At 73.2% G+C, this 16,417-nt stretch carries 14 protein-coding genes; 6 read left to right on the forward strand and 8 right to left on the reverse strand.

The window, feature by feature from the left end; genetic code table 11:
- Positions 1 to 3: 3 nt before the first annotated feature.
- The 3 genes from L6241_RS09530 to L6241_RS09540 form a co-directional block, all read right to left on the reverse strand.
- Entirely contained in the window at positions 4 to 582 is a 579-nt protein-coding gene (locus tag L6241_RS09530) for an isochorismatase family protein (protein WP_191681933.1), read from the reverse strand.
- Positions 579 to 2,087: a cytosine permease gene (locus tag L6241_RS09535; RefSeq protein ID WP_368245931.1), complete on the reverse strand. Its 1,509-nt coding sequence runs from the start codon at positions 2,085 to 2,087 to the stop codon at positions 579 to 581. The genes L6241_RS09530 and L6241_RS09535 overlap by 4 nt, the downstream gene beginning before the upstream one ends.
- A gap of 94 nt (positions 2,088 to 2,181) precedes the next feature.
- Entirely contained in the window at positions 2,182 to 3,411 is a 1,230-nt protein-coding gene (locus L6241_RS09540) for a hypothetical protein (protein ID WP_368245932.1), read from the reverse strand.
- A gap of 112 nt (positions 3,412 to 3,523) precedes the next feature.
- Between L6241_RS09540 and L6241_RS09545 the strand changes: the two genes are divergently transcribed.
- A complete protein-coding gene (locus tag L6241_RS09545) occupies positions 3,524 to 4,174 on the forward strand; it encodes a hypothetical protein (RefSeq protein ID WP_368245933.1) in 651 nt (216 codons plus the stop codon).
- On the opposite strand, the gene L6241_RS09550 is transcribed toward L6241_RS09545, so the two are convergent.
- From L6241_RS09550 to L6241_RS09565, 4 genes are all read right to left on the reverse strand, one after another.
- A complete protein-coding gene (locus tag L6241_RS09550) occupies positions 4,140 to 4,415 on the reverse strand; it encodes a DUF4031 domain-containing protein (protein ID WP_068273982.1) in 276 nt (91 codons plus the stop codon). The genes L6241_RS09545 and L6241_RS09550 overlap by 35 nt on opposite strands.
- Positions 4,416 to 4,419: 4 nt before the next feature.
- A complete protein-coding gene (locus L6241_RS09555) occupies positions 4,420 to 5,223 on the reverse strand; it encodes an amino acid ABC transporter ATP-binding protein (RefSeq protein ID WP_368245934.1) in 804 nt (267 codons plus the stop codon).
- Entirely contained in the window at positions 5,210 to 6,718 is a 1,509-nt protein-coding gene (locus tag L6241_RS09560) for an ABC transporter substrate-binding protein/permease (RefSeq protein ID WP_368245935.1), read from the reverse strand. Before L6241_RS09560 ends, L6241_RS09555 begins: the two co-directional genes overlap by 14 nt.
- Before the next feature lie 74 nt (positions 6,719 to 6,792).
- A complete protein-coding gene (locus L6241_RS09565) occupies positions 6,793 to 9,402 on the reverse strand; it encodes a DEAD/DEAH box helicase (RefSeq protein WP_368245936.1) in 2,610 nt (869 codons plus the stop codon).
- A gap of 167 nt (positions 9,403 to 9,569) precedes the next feature.
- Here L6241_RS09565 and L6241_RS09570 point away from each other — a divergent pair, with 167 nt between their 5' ends.
- Genes L6241_RS09570 through L6241_RS09580 form a run of 3 tightly spaced genes read left to right on the forward strand, consistent with a single transcriptional unit; the run spans position 9,570 to position 12,771 of the window.
- The gene (locus L6241_RS09570) at positions 9,570 to 10,592 is read left to right on the forward strand and encodes a GNAT family N-acetyltransferase (RefSeq protein WP_368245937.1); all 1,023 of its coding nucleotides are present in this window, start codon (positions 9,570 to 9,572) and stop codon (positions 10,590 to 10,592) included.
- 11 nt (positions 10,593 to 10,603) lie between these two features.
- Positions 10,604 to 11,965: a uracil-xanthine permease family protein gene (locus L6241_RS09575; RefSeq protein WP_368245938.1), complete on the forward strand. Its 1,362-nt coding sequence runs from the start codon at positions 10,604 to 10,606 to the stop codon at positions 11,963 to 11,965.
- Positions 11,962 to 12,771 carry an SDR family oxidoreductase gene (locus tag L6241_RS09580; RefSeq protein ID WP_368245939.1) on the forward strand — a complete coding sequence of 270 codons (810 nt, stop codon included), beginning with the start codon at positions 11,962 to 11,964 and terminating at the stop codon, positions 12,769 to 12,771. The genes L6241_RS09575 and L6241_RS09580 overlap by 4 nt, the downstream gene beginning before the upstream one ends.
- A gap of 3 nt (positions 12,772 to 12,774) precedes the next feature.
- Here the strand turns inward: L6241_RS09580 and L6241_RS09585 are convergent, their stop codons facing one another.
- A complete protein-coding gene (locus tag L6241_RS09585; RefSeq protein WP_368245940.1) occupies positions 12,775 to 13,290 on the reverse strand; it encodes an N-acetyltransferase family protein in 516 nt (171 codons plus the stop codon).
- Here L6241_RS09585 and L6241_RS09590 point away from each other — a divergent pair.
- Together L6241_RS09590 and holA are read left to right on the forward strand one after the other, a co-directional pair.
- On the forward strand, positions 13,277 to 15,433 hold the full coding sequence (locus L6241_RS09590; RefSeq protein ID WP_368245942.1) for an ATP-dependent DNA helicase: 2,157 nt from the start codon (positions 13,277 to 13,279) through the stop codon (positions 15,431 to 15,433). The genes L6241_RS09585 and L6241_RS09590 overlap by 14 nt on opposite strands.
- A complete protein-coding gene (gene holA, locus L6241_RS09595) occupies positions 15,430 to 16,410 on the forward strand; it encodes a DNA polymerase III subunit delta (protein ID WP_368245943.1) in 981 nt (326 codons plus the stop codon). The genes L6241_RS09590 and holA overlap by 4 nt, the downstream gene beginning before the upstream one ends.
- The last annotated feature ends 7 nt before the right edge of the window (positions 16,411 to 16,417 follow it).

Below are 16,417 nucleotides of genomic sequence, written 5' to 3' on the forward strand. Positions count from 1 at the left end.
GAGTCAGCCCAGCGCGGTGAGGACCTCGGCCGAGGTGGCCAGGACGACCTGCGGCGGGTAGAGACCCATGACGTGCAGCGCCGCCGTGTGGTGCTCGCGGCTCGAGCCGGCGCAGCCGTCGGTGACGACGACGACCCTCGCGCCCGCGTCGGCGGCGGCGAGCACCGTCGAGACGACGCAGCAGTCCGTCGAGACCCCGGTGACGAGCAGGGTCGGTGTCGGGCCGACGACGTCGACGAGGTCCTCGCCCCACTTGCCGAAGGTCGGCACGTCGACCGTCGGGTGCGCCGAGATCTCCTCGGCCTGGCCGACGAGGGCGAACATCGGGTCGTCGTCGGGGCGGTCGGCGAAGGGCCAGGCCGCGAAGTAGTCGGCCCACGACCCCACCCGCGAGCGTCCGGGCACCCAGCGGGTGACGACCGTGCGCTGCGGCCCGAGCCGCTCGGCGAGGTGGTGCACCGGCGCGATGATGTCGCCGAACATCAACGAGCCCCACTGCGACTCCGGGTCGGCGAAGATCCGCTGCGGGTCGACGACGAGCAGCCAGGCCCCCGCGAGGTCCGGCAGCGGTGCCGAGGTCACGCCCGTCCCTCCTGCCGGGCGACCGTGCCGCGCCGGGCGACGAGCGTGACGAGGAAGGACAGGACGAGCGCGAGCAGGACGCCGAGGTTGGCGTAGGCAAAGGTGCCCTCCCAGAAACCGCCGGCCGCGTCCCACGTGCCGAGGCCGAGCGGCTCGAGCAGGTAGCCCTGCCAGTTGTTCCAGCTCGCGTCGGCGGCGAAGGAGTTGACGACGAGGCCCCAGCCGAGGACGGACGCGCCGACCATCGTCGCGATCGAGGTCCAGTCCCACGCGCCGTACCGGCCGCGCGGGTCGAAGAGCGCCTCCTCGTCGTAGTCGCGGCGGCGCAGGGCGATGTCGGCGATCATGATCCCCGCCCAGCTCGCGAGCGGAACCCCGAGGGTGATGAGGAAGGACTGGAAGGGGTTGATGAAGCTCTCGGCGACGAAGACGACGTAGAAGGTGCCGATGGTGAGGATGACCCCGTCGACCGCGGCCGCCGCCGGCCGGGGGATGCGCACCCCGAGGGAGAGCAGCGTCAGGCCCGAGCTGTAGATGCCGAGGACGGCCCCCGAGACGAGCGCGAGCACCGCCGCGACGAGGAAGGGCACGAGCACCCACGTCGGCAGGAGGGTCGCCAGCGTGCCGATCGGGTCGCCGCCGATGCCGGTGAGCACCGCCTCGTCCGAGCCGGCGAGCGCCAGGCCGTAGCAGACGAGCAGGGCCGGGGCGATCGCGCCGCCGAGGGTGTTCCACCCGACGATCGCGGCGCCCGATGCATCACGGCGCTGGTAGCGCGACCAGTCGGCGGCGATGTTGATCCAGCCCAGGCCGAAGCCCGTCATCACCATGACGAGGGCTCCCGTCATCGCGCCGATCGACCCGGACGGCAGCGAGGTGACCGCGCCCCAGTCGACGTGCTGCACCGTCATGACGACGTAGAGGACGGTGATGGCCCCGGTGACCCACGTGAGCACCGACTGCATCCGCATGATGACGTGGTAGCCCGCGACCGAGGCGGCGACGACGAGCCCGGCGACGACGACCGCGGCGACGACCTTCGTCCCGGTGCCACCGCCCCAGCCGAGCCGCTCGAAGATCGTCGCCGTCGCGAGCGTGGCGAGGATCGCGAGGAAGGTCTCCCAGCCGATCGAGGTCAGCCAGCTGATGACGCCGGGCACCTTCTGCCCGGTGACGCCGAAGGCGGCCCGCGAGAGCACCATCGTCGGGGCCGACCCGCGCTTGCCGGCGAGCGCGATGACGCCGCACAGCGCGAAGGAGATGACGACGCCGAGGACGGTGACGACGACCGCCTGGACGAAGGAGATGCCGAAGCCGAGGACGAAGGCGGCGTAGGAGATGCCGAAGACGCTGACGTTGGCCGCGAACCACGGCCAGAAGAGGTCGCGGGGCCGGGCGGTGCGCTCGGACTCGGCGATGATCTCGATGCCTGTGGTCTCGACGCCGCGTCGCCGCACGGCGTCGATCCGCGAGCCGTCCGTGTCGCTCACCGGGGTGCTGGTCATGCTCGCAATGTCCCACATCCGCGCCCCGCCGGGGCGCACCACGACGCGAGCGGCACGGGCGTGCACGCCGTCACGCCCGGGCACGGCAGACGGCTCAGCGCAGCCCGGCCTCGATCGCGTCGGCGAGGCCCGGGGTGTCGTCGACGAGCTGCTCGGTGAAGTCGGCGGCGCCCTGGGGGGCGAGGTGGATCTCGTCGCGGCTCGAGCCGTCGCCCCACCAGTCGCCGTAGGAGGCGACGGGGAAGTGCTGCGTCCCGCCCTCGCGGGCGAGCCGGGCCGCGGCCTTCTGCCGTTTCGCGTCGTAGTCGCGCCCGATCCGCTCCAGGCCCGCCTGGTGGGCCGGGCTGTAGGGGATCTCGGTCGAGACGACCGTGACCCCCTCGGCCTCGAGCAGGTCGACGAGCTCGGTGTACTCGTCGATCGAGCTCTGCAGGATGGTCGGGAACCCGGGGAAGCCGCGCTCGGCGAGCCGGGTGCGGGAACGCTCCTCGACCTCAGCCCGGGTCATCGACGGGTGCTCGATCATGCCGTCGGCCCGCAGCCGCGAGCCCGGCGCGATCTGCAGGGTGGTCTGGAGCGGTCTGCCCTCGAGGGCGCGGCGCACCTGCCCACCGCCGAGCGCGAAGCGGTGCCGCAGGTCGGTGCGGTCGGCCTCGCAGTCCGCGCGCTCCGCGGCGTCCCACACGGGGCTGCTCGGGCGGTCGCACCCCTCGACGACGTGCGAGAAGGGCGTGCGCTGCACGGTGCTCGTGTAGAAGCCGTCGTCCTCCGCGGCCCGGGTCGAGATGCTGAGGACGGCCACCCGCGGCAGCCGGTCGACGGACCGGGCGTAGCGCGCGACCATGCGGTTGACGCCCCACCTCGCGCGGCTGCTCGCCGCGTTGAAGACGCTCACCGGTGACCCGGTGCGCTCGGCGAGCTGCTCACCCAGTACCTCGGGGTCGATGCCCTGCTGGGTCATCGAGTCACCGAAGATCATGACGTCGGGGGCCTTGTCGAGGGCCCGGAGGGAGTTCGTCATCGTCTCGAAGGCGCCCCCGTGGGTAGGTGCGACCGGCACGCGCTCCTCGTCGACGAGGCGCTGCAGCTGGGTGGCCGTCACGTCGTCGGAGAGGGGCTCGTTGAAGACGGGCCCGTCGTCGAAGCGGACCGGCCGGTAGGTCTGCTCCGGGGCAGGGGAGCGCGTCTGCGAGGGCTTCGGCTCCTCGGCGCCCGTCGGGGTCGCCGAGGTGGTGCCCCCGTCCTCGCGCTGACCGCCCTGGCAGCCGGCCGCGAGCACGCCGCACAGCGCGGCGACGACGACGGCGCGGCGGGTGGTCGGCATGGTCCTCCAGGTCTGCGGTCGGTGCGGCGGGCGGGCGAAGGGGGCATCTCGAGGCTAGCCCGGTGCACCGACGCCGGGCGGTCCGGGACCCCCGGGCTGCGAGGATGACGCGGTGGACACGAGCTCGTATGACGACGCGGTGACCCGGCTCGGGGGTGCCCCGGGGGAGATGGCGACGTCCGTGCTCGACCGCTACTCCGAGCCCCAGCGCGGCTATCACGACGGCCGTCATCTCGCCGAGGTGCTCACCGCCGTCGACCTGCTCGGCGGCGACCTCGACTCCCGCGAGCGTGCGCTCGTCGTGATCGCCGCGTGGTACCACGACGCCGTGTACGACCCCGCCGCGGCCCCAGGGGCCAACGAGGAGGCGAGCGCCGTCCTCACCGAGCGCGAGCTCGCCGCGGCCGGGTGCGACCCGGGCGCCGTCGCCGCGGTCGGGGGGCTCGTGCGGGCCACGCTCGAGCACCACCTCCCGGGGACGCCTGGGCCCGAGGCGGTGCTCCACGACGCCGACCTGTGGGTGCTCTCAGCCCCGCCGCAGCGCTTCGACGAGTACTGCGCCCAGGTCCGCGGGGAGTACGCGCACGTCCCCGCCGAGGACTTCGCGCGGGGGAGGACGGCGGTCCTCGCCCCCTTCGCCACCCGTCCGCGGCTCTACGCGACCACCGTGGCCCACGAGCGCTGGACCGACGCCGCGCGGACCAACGTGCGCCGTGAGCTCGACCGGCTCAGCGGCGGTGCGGGCGGCGCTGAGCGGCGGTGACCCGCAGCCCGGAGGTGCGCAGCGCGACGATGAGCTCGCGACCGCTCACCTCGTGGGCTCCGGCGGCGACGACCTCGGCGTAGCGGCTGCGCGGGACGTCGTAGTGGTCCTCGTCGAAGAGCCGTCTCGGCAGGCCGACGCCCTCGGCGAAGGCGTGGAGCTCGGCCAACGAGGTGTCGGAGACGAGATGGCTCCACACCGTGTCCCAGCCCGGCCAGGTCGGCGGGTCGACGAGGATCATCGGCTCAGATCGGCTCGAGGATGCGCTTGAGGAAGGCCTGGGTGCGGGCCTCGCGCGGCGCGAGGATCACCTGCTCGGGCGCGCCCCGCTCGACGACGACCCCGCCGTCGATGAAGAGCACGTCGTCGGCGACCTCCCGCGCGAAGCGGATCTCGTGGGTGACGACGACCATCGTCCAGCTCTGCTGCGCGAGGTCGCGCATCACCGCGAGCACCTCGCCGACCGTCTCGGGGTCGAGCGCCGAGGTCGGCTCGTCGAAGAGGACGACGTCGGGGCGCAGGGCGAGCGCCCGGGCTATGCCGACGCGCTGCTGCTGACCGCCGGAGAGCTGGTAGGGGTACTTGTCGGCGTGCTCGGTGAGCCCGACCTGCTCGAGCAGGGCCATGCCCCGCTCGCGAGCCGCCGCCGGGTCCTCGCCCTGGACGACGACCGGGCCCTCCACGACGTTGTCGATCGCGCTCTTGTGCGCGAAGAGGTCGTGCCCCTGGAAGACGAACCCCGTGTGCGAGGCGAGCTGGTCGGCCTGCTCCCGCTGAGCGCGGGGGAGCCGGCCGCGCCGGTTGGGGGTGAGCTCGGCGAAGTCCACCGTGCTGTCGCCGATGGTGATGACCCCGGCGTCGGGGGTCTCCAGCCCGCCGAGGGCGCGCAGGAGCGTCGTCTTGCCGGACCCGGACGGGCCGAGGACGACTGTGACGGTGCCCGCACCGACCTGGAAGGAGATGTCGCGCAGCACCTCCTTCTCGCCGAAGCTCTTGCGCACTCCCTGTGCGGCGAGCACGGGGGTGGTGGGGTGCTCAGTGGGCGACATAGCGGCTCAGCCTCTCCTCGGTGCGGTCCTGGACGAAGGAGACGACGAGGCAGATCACCCAGAAGTAGAAGGCGGCCAGACCGTACATCGCCATGAACTGGAAGGTCGGGGCAGCGGCGAACTGCGCCTGCCGCACCATCTCGACGACGAGGATGATCGACGTCAGCGAGGTGTCCTTGACGAGCGAGATCAAGGTGTTCGACAGGGGTGGGACCGCGGTGCGGGCGGCCTGCGGCAGGATGATCCGCCGTAGCGCGGTCCGCTGGCTCATGCCGATGGTCCGGGCGGCCTCCCACTGACCTCGGGGGATCGACTCGACCGCCGAGCGGATCACCTCCGCCGCGTAGCCGCCGACGTTGAGCGACAGCGCGATGACGGCAGCGGGGAAGGGGTTGAGGTCGATCCCGACCTGGGGGAGCGCGAAGAAGATGAGGTAGAGCTGGACCAGGAGAGGCGTCCCGCGGATGATCGAGATGTACGAGCGGGCCACGGCCCTCGGGACGGCGGCCTGAGACATCCGGCCGACGGCTGCGAGCAACGCGATCGCCAGGCCGAGCGTGAAGGAGAGCGCGGTGAGCGGGATGGTCACCGAGATGCCCTTCCACGCGATGGGCCAGGCGTTCTCTTTCACCAGCTCCCACCACGTGGGCGCCTGGACATCCGCAGCGAAGTACGTGTCGTAGATCGCCTGGGTGGTGCCGTCGTCCTCCATCTCGGCGAGCGCCTTGTTGATCGCCGGCATGTAGCCGGAGTCCTTCTTCGCGGCGAAGACCGACTCGGACTTCTCCTCGGTCTCGGCGACGATCTTCACGCCCGGCTCGGGGTTGGTCGCGATGTAGTTGCGCACGGCGAGCTTGTCGTTGACCAGGGCGTCGACCCGGCCCTCCTTGAGGCTGGCCATCGCCTCCGTCATGCCGTCGACGCCGACGACCTTCGCGCCGTACTCCTTGGCGACCTCGGCCCAGCTGCTCGTGATGTTCTGCGCAGAGCGCTTGCCCCGCAGGTCCTCCAGGGACTCGATGCCCTCCGGGTTGTCCTCGGCGACGACGAGGACCCCGCCGGTCTCGACGTAGGGGTCGGAGAGGTCGTAGAGCTGCTCTCGCTCCGGGTTGGAGGTGACCTGGTTGGCGACGACGTCGAAGCGACCCGCGTCCAGGGCGGCGAACATCGAGTCCCACTGGGTCGGGACGTACTCGACCTCGACGCCGAGCCGCTCCGCGACGGCGTCCATGACCTCGATGTCGAAGCCGGTGAACTCATCGCCCTTGCGGATCGAGAAGGGGGCGTACACCCCTTCGGTCCCGACACGCAGGGGGTCGGGGATCTCGGCCTGCTGCGCCATCTGGCGGGCGGTCGGACCCTGCTCGGCGTCCGTCTGCGCCCCGGCGGGTGCCGCGAGCGCGAGGGCGGGGAGCAGCGCGAGCAGGAGCGCGGCGAGCACCCGCAGCCGGGCTGCGAGCGGGCCGGGCGCAGGGCGCGGCGTGGTGACGGGCATGCCCCACAGCCTAGGTCGGTGACCCGGCGGGCGCCCTCGCGGCGTCCAGGCCTCGGCGCGGTGCCTGTGGCGCCTCAGAGCCGCCGCATCGCCGTCGCGAGGACGACGGCCTCGCCGACGCGGTCGGACGCGTCGAGGTCGACCTCGGCCTCGACCACCCAGTCGCCGTCACCCGCGGGGTCGGCGAGCACCTGACGTACCCGGCGGACCCGCACGTCGGCGATCGCCTCGTCGCCCTCGTCGGGCATGCCGGGTGCCGGCGCCATGACGTCCTCGGTCGAGATGCGGTGCGGCCCACGGGCGTCGGCATCGGTCGCGATCTCGTCGTGCTCCTGCCAGTACTCGCCGAGCGCCTCGTCCCAGGCGTCGCGCGTCATCACCGCGGAGCGCCCGTCGTCGGCGAGGGCCGCGGCGGCGTGCTCGATCGCGGCGAGCCCGTCGACGTCGTCGCGGGCCGCGCGAGCCACGCGCTGCCACATCGCGCCGCGGACCATGGGCGTGAAGGCGTGGGGCTGGGCGCTGATCGGGCGCGACGGCGGGCGCAGGTCGCCCGCGTCGTGGTGCGAGACGACCTCGGCGAGGTGGGCGTCGGGATGAGCCAGCGCCTCCCACTCGTCGAGGAGGGAGGAGTCGGTCTGGCGGATGGTCTCGCCGAGCCAGGCGATGATCTCCTCGAGCGCCTCGCTGCGGTGCTCGGCCGGCACGGTGTGCGCCATCGTGCGGTAGGCGTCGGAGAGGTAGCGCAGCAGCAGGCCTTCGCGCGGTGCGAGGTCGTAGCGGCGCACGAGGTCGCTGAAGGACATGCCGTCCTCCCACATGTGCCGCACGATGCTGCACGGCACGAGACCGTCGACGGGCAGCCACGGGTGGGCGACGAGGTACTCCTCGTAGGCCGGGCGGAGGAGCTCGGCGAGCGGCTCGGGCCAGGTGATCTCGTCGAGGCGCGCCATCCGCTCCTCGTACTCGACGCCGTCGGCCTTCATCTCGGCCAGGGCCTCGCCGCGGGCGGCGTGCTGCTGGGCGAGCAGGAGCGGTCGGGGGGCGTCGAGGACCGCCTCGACGACGGAGACGACGTCAAGGGCGTAGGTGTCGGCGTCGCGGTCGAGCAGCTCGAGGACGGCCAGGGCGAAGGGGGCGAGCGGCTGGTTGAGCGCCAAGTCGCTCGGCAGGTCGAGGGTGAGGGCGACGGTGCGCCCGCTGTCGTCGGGCTCGTCGAGGCGCACGAGGACGCCGGAGTCGAGCAGGGAGCGGCCGAGCCGGATCGCCCGCTTGGCCAGGCGGGCCTGGCCGCGCGGGTCCTCGTGGTTGTCGCGGGTGAGGGCCGACAGGGCGGCGACGGGGTCGCCGGGCCGGGCGACGACGTTGAGGATCGTCGAGTTCTCCACCCGCATGCGGCTGGCGAGCGGCTCGGCCGGGGCGGTCGTCAGCTTGGTGAAGGTGTCCTCGGTCCACACGACGAAGCCCTCCGGGGGCTTCTTGCGCTGGATCTTCTTCAGCTTCTTCGGGTCGTCACCGGCCTTGGCGACGAGGCGCTCGTTCTCGATCGTGTGCTCGGGGGCCTGGACGACGACGAAGCCCTGCGTGTCGTAGCCGGCGCGACCGGCGCGACCGGCGACCTGGAGGAACTCGCGCACGCGGAGCACCCGGTGGCGGCGCCCGTCGAACTTCGTCAGCGAGGTGAAGAGGACGGTGCGGATCGGCACGTTGATGCCGACGCCGAGGGTGTCGGTCCCGCAGATGACCTTGAGCTTGCCCTGCTGGGCGAGGCGCTCGACGAGCCGGCGGTAGCGCGGGAGCATCCCGGCGTGGTGCACGCCGATGCCCTTGCGCAGCAGCGCCGAGAGGGTGCGCCCGAAGCCGGCGGAGAAGCGGAAGCCGGCGATCTCGGCCGCGACGGCGTCGCGCTCGGCGGGGGTGAGCAGCTTCGTCGACGACAGGGTGCGCGCGTGCTCGGCGGCGTTGGCCTGGGTCTGGTGCACGACGTAGACCGGCACGCGGTCCCACTCGACGAGGTCCTCGATGGTGTCCTGCAGCGGGGTCGTCGACCAGGTGAAGGTGAGCGGCACCGGGCGGGGCGCGTCCGAGACGACGGTGACGTCGCGGCCGGTGCGCGCCTCGAGGTCCTCGACGAAGCGTGAGGTGTCGCCGAGGGTCGCCGACATGAGGAGCATCTGCGCGTCGACGAGGGTGAGCAGCGGGACCTGCCAGGCCCAGCCGCGCTCGGGCTCGGAGTAGTAGTGGAACTCGTCCATGACGACGAGGCCGACGTCGGCGGCCCGGCCCTCGCGCAGCGCCATGTTGGCGAGCACCTCGGCCGTGCACACGATGATCGGGGCGTCGGGGTTGACCGACGCGTCGCCGGTGAGCATGCCGACGTCCTGCGCCCCGAAGGTCGCGCAGAGGTCGAAGAACTTCTCGCTGACGAGCGCCTTGATCGGCGCGGTGTAGAAGGCGACCTTGTCCTGCGAGAGGGCGTGGGCGATGGCGGCGGTCGCGACGAGCGACTTGCCCGACCCGGTCGGGGTCGAGATGACGACGTGCTCGTCGGCGAGCAGCGCGAGCGCTGCCTCCTCCTGGTGGGGGTAGAGCGTGATCCCGCGCCCCGCCGCCCACCGCTCCAGCGCGTCGAAGACCTCGTCGGGGGTCGAGCCGGTACGCACGTCGAGGGTCTGGGGCTGGCTCACCGACCCATCCTCGCAGCCCGCCCGAGGTGCCCCGGTCGTGCGGTGCTCCGTGGCCGTCGAGGTGCGACGAAGGGGTCGTTGGTGGTCGAGGTGCGACGAAGGAGCCTCGAGACCACGGGCCGCGTGGCCTCACAGCATGCAGGGGCGGGGTGGGACAGGATGGGGCGATGACGACGCGGCCGACGACCATCGCCGGGGTGGGACTCGCCCTGCGGCCGCCGCGGGCCGAGGACGCGGACGCGCTCGGGCAGCTCGTCGGTGACGTCGACCGCTCGCACGACGTCGTCGCGGGCTGGGTCCGGCGCTGGGAGCGCGACGGCTTCGGCAGCTGGGTCGTCGCGGTCGAGGACGAGCCGGTCGGCTTCGTCGGGGTGCGCCCCCGCGAGGACGACATCGCGCTCACGGTGCGCTCCACCCCGGCCGTCGCGGCCGACGGTCGCGCCCGGGCCGCGCTGCGCCTCGCGGTCGCCGACGCGATCGAGTGGCTGCCCGACGTCCCCCTTCGCCTCCGTGTCGCCGAGGACGACCCGACGACCCGCGCGGTCGCCGAGTCCTCGGGCCTGGTCCACGTCCCCGAGGACGACCACGAGGCACGCGGCACGCGGTGGCAGGTCCTCGAGAGCCCCTACGTGCGCACCTTCACGACCCTGCCGCCCCGAGCCCGGCGCAGCCTCGTCGACCTCTGGGTGCGGGTCAACGACGCCGGGGGAGCGGTCGGCTTCGTCGCCGGGGCACCGCGCGAGGACGTCGAAGCCGAGGTGGAGCGCCGCGAGGACGGCCTGGCCTCCGGCCACCTGCGCGGGGTGGGCCTGATGACCCCGGCGGGCGACCTCGTCGGTGCCGCCTTCCTGCGCACCCCGACCACCCCCCTCCAGGCCCACATCCGCAGCGTCGAGAGCGTCATGGTCGACCCGCAGCGCCGCGGTGCCAGCCTCGGCCGGCATCTCATGGCCGGGGTGCACCGGGCCGCGCGGGACGAAGGGGTCGAGATCCTCACCCTCGACTACCGGGACGGCGTCGGGCTCGGCCAGTTCTACGCGAAGGTCGGGTACACCGAGGTCGGCCGCCAGCCCGGGGTGATCCGCGTCGCGCCCGGCGACGACCGCGACTCCGTGCTGCTGTGGCGTCGCCTCGCCGAGACGCCCGCCCCGGACCAGACAGGTGCGCCGGAGGAGCCCGAGCGGCGATAGCCTTGCGGTCCGTGAGCGCACCCGCACCGACGCCCCCGGACCTCGACGACACCCAGCGCGGCTGGACCCTCCACGGCGACGGCCGCAGGGTCGCGCCGGGCGAGGTCGTCCGCCCTCGTGAGCGTCTGTCCTGGGACCTGACGGTCGGGCTGGGCATGCAGCACGTCGTCGCGATGTTCGGCGCGACCTTCCTCGTGCCGCTCATCACCGGCCTGTCGCCGGCGACGACCCTGCTCTTCTCCGGCGTCGGCACGATGATCTTCCTGCTCATCACCCGCGGCCGGGTGCCGAGCTATCTCGGCAGCTCCTTCGCCTTCATCGCCCCGATCGGCGCTGCCACGGCGAGCCACGACATCCCGACCGCCCTCGGCGGCGTCGTCATGGCCGGCATCGCGCTCGCGCTCGTCGGCCTGGCGGTGCAGCTCTCCGGCGACCGCTGGCTTCGGGCGCTCATGCCCCCGATGGTCACCGGCGCGATCGTCGCCCTCATCGGCCTCAACCTCGCCCCGGCGGCGAAGGACAACTTCATCATCTCCCCGGTCACCGGCGTCGTGACCCTCGTCGTCATCGTCGTGCTCGGCGTCGCGACGAAGGGGATGATCTCGCGCCTGGCGATCCTCGGCGGCGTCGCCGCCGGCTACGCCACCGCCGCGATCCGCGGCGAGCTGAGCTTCACCAAGGTCGGCGAGGCCGACTGGCTCGGCCTGCCGGACCTCACCGCACCGACCTTCGACATCTCCGTCCTCGGTCTTTTCGTCCCCGTCGTCCTCGTCCTCGTCGCCGAGAACGTCGGGCACGTCCGCTCCGTCGCGGCGATGACCGGTGACGACCTCGACCCCTACATGGGTCGGGCGCTCATCGCCGACGGTCTCGCGACCACCCTCGCCGGCTCCGGCGGTGGCTCGGGCACGACGACCTACGCCGAGAACATCGGGGTGATGGCGGCGACCCGCGTCTACTCGACGGCCGCGTACTGGGTCGCGGCGGTCACCGCCGTGCTCCTGTCTATGAGCCCGAAGTTCGGCGAGCTCATCTACACCGTGCCCAAGGGCGTCCTCGGGGGCGCAGCGGTCGCCCTCTACGGGATGATCGGCCTGCTCGGCGTGAAGATCTGGATCGAGAACCGCGTCGACCTCGGCAACCCGATCAACCTCATGACCGGTGCCGTCGCGCTCATCATCGGCATCGCCGACTTCACGTGGAGCATCGGCGACGTCCAGCTCGCCGGCATCGCGCTCGGCACGATCGCCGCCCTCGTCGGCTTCCACGGACTGCGGGCCCTCAACTCGGTGACGGGCGCGGTCGCCGACCCACTCATCCCCCTTCGCGCAGCCGACCACGACCGGGCGGACGGTCCTACGCTGCCTGCATGACCGAGCAGCCCCCGACCGCGCCCGACCTGCCCGCCGGGGCCTCGCCCCGCCCCCTCGAGGACCGCGTCGTCGTCGTCACGGGAGGCAACTCCGGGATCGGCGAGGGCATCGTGCGCGAGGCCAGCGCCCAGGGCGCGCGGGTCGTCATCGACTACGTGAGCGACGCCGACCACGCCCGGGCGATGGTCGCCGAGCTCGGCGGGCCCGAGCGGGCCGTCGCGGTCGAGGCCGACGTCTCCTCGGTCGCCGACCTCGAGCGGCTGCGCGACGCGGCGGTCGACGCCTTCGGGCGGATCGACGTGTGGGTGAGCAACGCCGGCATCGAGCTGAAGGAGACGCTGCTCACCCTCACCGAGGAGGGCTTCGACCGGCAGCTCGCGATCAACCTGCGCGGCGCGGTCTTCGGTGCGAAGGTCGCCGCGGAGCGTTTCGTCGAGCAGGGCGGCGGCGGGGTCATCATCAACACCTCGAGCACCCACGAGGACTGGCCGATGCCGAGCGACCTCACGTACTGCGTGAGCAAGGGCGGGATGCGCATGCTCACCCGCACCGCGGGCGTCGAGCTCGGCGAGCACGGCATCCGGATGGTGAGCATCGCGCCGGGCGCGATCGTCACCCCCATCAACGCCGACGACGACCCGGCCGAGCAGGACGCCCTGCGCGCGGCGATCCCGCTGGGCTACATCGGCACCCCGCAGCAGATGGGCAAGCTCGCCTGCTTCGTCGCCTCCGACGCGGCGAGCTACATCACCGCGACGACGATCTTCGCCGACGGCGGGCTCATGCAGAAGCCGGGAGCCGTCTGAGGCTCAGCCCTGCGCACGACCGGTGCGAAGGGGGAGGTGCATGACGTGGAGCCCGACGAGACCGTGCGTCGGGTGGCGGAAGGCCTCCGGCACGGTCCCGACGACCTCGAAGCCCAGCGAGCGCCACAGCGCGACCGCCGCAGCGTTGGTCTCCACGACGGCGTTGAACTGGATCGCGTGGAAGCCGCGCTCGCGGTGCCACGCGACGACGTGCTCGCCGAGCGCTCGGCCGACCCCGAGACCCCGCGCGCTGCCCGCGACCATGAAGGACCCCGTGCCGACGTGGTCCCCGTGGCCGGGGCGGTTTGGGCCCATCCTCGCCGTGCCGACGATCGTGCCGTCGTCGTCGACGGCCACGACGCTCTCGCCGGGCGGGCCCTCCAGCCACAGCTGCTGGGCCTGCTCGCTCGTGAGGTCGAGGGGGTAGGCGTAGGTCTCGCCGGCGCGCACGACCTCGGCGACGACCGGCCAGATCTGGGGCCAGTCCTGCGCGGTGGCGGTGCGGATGTGGATCGTCACGGCGGCGAGGATATCGAGCGCTAACCTAGGGCCGGTGCCCTCCCTGACCGACCTGCTCAACGCCGCTGTCGACGGGGTCGGCGGCAGCACCCGTCCCGGTCAGGTCGAGATGGCCCAGGCCGTCGAGCGGGCGGTGACGACGGGCGAGCACCTCCTCGTCCAGGCGGGCACCGGCACCGGCAAGTCGCTGGCCTACCTCGTGCCCGCGATCGCCCACGCGATGCGCAGCGGACGGCCGGCGGTCGTCGCGACGGCGACCCTCGCCCTGCAGGCGCAGATCGTCGACCGCGACATGCCCCGGCTCGCCGACGCGCTCACCGGGCCGCTCGGCCGGCGCCCGACGTACGCCCTCGTCAAGGGCCGGCGCAACTACGTCTGCCAGCACAAGCTCGTCGGCGGCTTCCCCGACGACGAGGACGGGCTGCTCGACGTCGGCGAGGTCGACGCGGCGGCCGGCCGGCTCGGCCAGGAGGTCGTGCGGCTGCGCGAGTGGGCCGAGCAGACCGAGTCCGGTGACCGTGATGAGCTCGTGCCCGGTGTCTCGGAGCGGGCCTGGCGGCAGGTGTCGGTGAGCGCGGACGAGTGCCTCGGCAGCAAGTGCCCGGAGTTCGGCGACTGCTTCGTCGAGCGCTCGCGCACGGCGGCCAAGGAGGTCGACGTCGTCGTCACCAACCACTCCTTCATGGCCATCGACGCCTTCGAGGGGCGCCACCTGCTGCCGCCGCACGACGTGCTCGTCGTCGACGAGGCCCATGAGCTCGTCGACCGCGTCACCTCGACGATCACCGACGACATCACCCCGGGCGCGGTCCGCGGCGCGAGCAAGCGTGCCGGCCGCCTCGTCCAGTCCACCGAGGAGCTCGACGACCTCGCGGTGGCGCTCGAGGCCCAGCTCGAGGACGTACCGGAGGGTCGGCTGCGCGGGGGCATGCCCGACGCGCTGGCGCTCACGGTCTCGCGGCTGCGCGAGGTCACCCGCACCCTGCTCACCGAGCTCAAGCCGGAGAAGGGCGCCGAGGTCGACGGGGGCCGGCAGATCGCGATGGCCGCGATGGAGGACCTCTTCGACACCGCGGGCCGGGTGCTCGAGGAGCGCGAGCTCGACGTGCTGTGGGTGAGCAAGGACCCCCGGCGCGGTCCCGTCCTGCGGGTCGCGCCGATGAGCGTGGCGATGCTCGTGCGGGACAAGGTCTTCGAGGACGACTCGACCGACGAGGACGGCAACCGCACCGACCGCACGGTCGTGCTCACGTCGGCGACCCTTGAGCTCGGCGGCACCTTCGACGCGGTCGCCGGCACCCTCGGGCTGCGCGGGGACGGCGCACCGCCGTGGCGCGGTCTGGACGTCGGGTCCCCCTTCGCCTACCCCGAGCAGGCGATCGCCTACGTCGCCGAGCACCTGCCCGCGCCCGGTCGCGACGGGCTCGCCCCGCAGACCCTCGACGAGATCGAAGAGCTCGTGCGCGCAGCCGGCGGGCGCACCCTCGGTCTCTTCTCCTCGATGCGCGCGGCCCGCGAGGCCGCCGAGGCGATGCGCGAGCGGCTGGGCAGCGAGATGGAGGTGCTCTGCCAGGGCGAGGACCAGATCACCACGCTCGTGCGCCAGTTCGCCGCCGAGCCGACGACCTGCCTCTTCGGCACGCTCACGCTGTGGCAGGGCGTCGACGTGCCCGGCTCGAGCTGCCAGCTCGTCCTCATCGACCGCATCCCCTTCCCGCGGCCGGACGACCCGCTGTCGTCCGCGCGCACCGAGGAGATCGGGCGGCGCGGCGGCAACGGCTTCATGGCGGTGTCGGCGACCCACGCCGCGCTGCGGCTCTCGCAGGGGGCGGGTCGGCTCGTGCGGCGCTCCGACGACCGCGGGGTCGTCGCCTTCCTCGACAACCGCATGGTCAAGGCGCGCTACGCCGGCTTCCTGCAGCGCTCGCTGCCGCCCTTCTGGCCCACGACCGACAAGTCCCTCGTGCTCGGCGCCCTGCGCCGCCTCGACGAGACCGCGCCGCCCCCGCTGCCCGTCGCCGACCCCGCCCGACGCGGCCTGACCGGCGCCGTCGTCGAGGGAGCCGTCGCCGCCAGTCTGGACGAGGACGGGGCGGAGCACCCGCGACCGGTGTCGGCCCCCGGTGCGAAGGTGTCCCGGTGACCGATCTCGTCGACGTCCGCTCCGGCGTCCCGCCCCTCGTGCTCGTCACGGGCCCCGAGGAGCTGCTCGCCGAGCGCGCCGTCGACCAGGTGTTCGCCGACCTACGCGTCGCCTCCCCGGAGATCGAGCTCGTGGCCGTCGAGACCGCGGGCTACGAGGCGGGCGCGCTCGCGATGCACGCGAGCCCGTCGCTCTTCGGCGAGGACAAGGTCATCGTCGTGCGCGGGCTGCACGAGGCCTCCGACGCGCTGCAGCAGGACGTCCTGGCCTACCTCGAGCAGCCGGCCGAGGACGTGACGCTCGTCGTGCTGCACTCCTCGGGCAACCGGGGCAAGAAGGTCCTCGACACGATGAAGAAGTCGCGCGCCCGCGTCGTCGAGTGCCCCGCGATCAAGTCCGACCGCGACAAGGCCGACTTCGTCACCGGCGAGTTCCGCCGGGCGCGGCGCAAGATCGCCCCGGACGCCGTCCAGGCCCTCGTCGAGGCCGTGGGCAAGGACCTGCGCGAGCTCGCCTCGGCATGCACCCAGCTCGTCGACGACACGACCGGTGTCGTCGACCACGACGTCGTCGACCGCTACCACGGGGGCAAGGTCGAGGCCACGGGCTTCCGCGTGGCCGACGCGGCCGTGACCGGCGAGGCCGGCGAGGCGCTGCGGCTGCTGCGTCATGCCGTGGCCGTCGGGGTCGACCCGGTCCCGATCGTCGCCGTCCTCGCCGGCCAGCTGCGCCAGCTGGCCAAGGTCGGGGGAGCGGGGCGCGGCCGCTCGGCCGACCTCGCCCGCGACCTCGGCATGGCCCCGTGGCAGGTCGACAAGGCCCGCCGCGCGCTGCGCGGGTGGTCCGGGCCGGCCCTCGGCCGGGCCATCCAGGCCGTCGCCGCGGCCGACGAGGAGGTCAAGGGCGGGGGGCGCGACCCGGTCTACGCGGTCGAGCACGCGGTGCTCACCGTCGTGCGCGAGCACGAGTCCGGCTGACCGGTTT

This window comes from Janibacter sp. Y6, from assembly GCF_040900765.1.
Taxonomy (GTDB): Bacteria; Actinomycetota; Actinomycetes; order Actinomycetales; family Dermatophilaceae; genus Marihabitans; species Marihabitans melonis.